General features: G+C 63.7%; 1 protein-coding gene. It reads left to right on the forward strand.

The features are described 5' to 3' along the window. Positions 1-311: UxaA family hydrolase (locus LL06_RS25455; protein ID WP_035533705.1), on the forward strand; the 311-nt coding region annotated here is incomplete at both ends.

Consider the following 311-nt stretch of genomic DNA (forward strand, 5'->3'; position numbering starts at 1 on the left):
CTGCATTTCCGCACCATGATCGGCACCGGCTCGAACCCGAACGTGGCCGCCGTGGTGGTGATCGGCATCGAGCCGGGCTGGACCAAGAAGATCGTCGACGGCATTGCCGCCACCGGCAAGCCGGTGACCGGCTTCTCGATCGAGCAGAACGGCGACTTGAAGACCATCATGAACGCGTCCAGGGTGGCCAAGGAATATGTCCACTTCGCCTCCGAACTGCAGCGCGAGGAGTGCTCGATCTCCGAACTGTGGATCTCGACCAAATGCGGCGAGAGCGACACCACGACGGGGCTCGGCTCCTGCCCGACGGT

The organism is Hoeflea sp. BAL378, from assembly GCF_000759435.1.
In the GTDB taxonomy this organism is placed as follows: Bacteria; Pseudomonadota; Alphaproteobacteria; order Rhizobiales; family Rhizobiaceae; genus Hoeflea.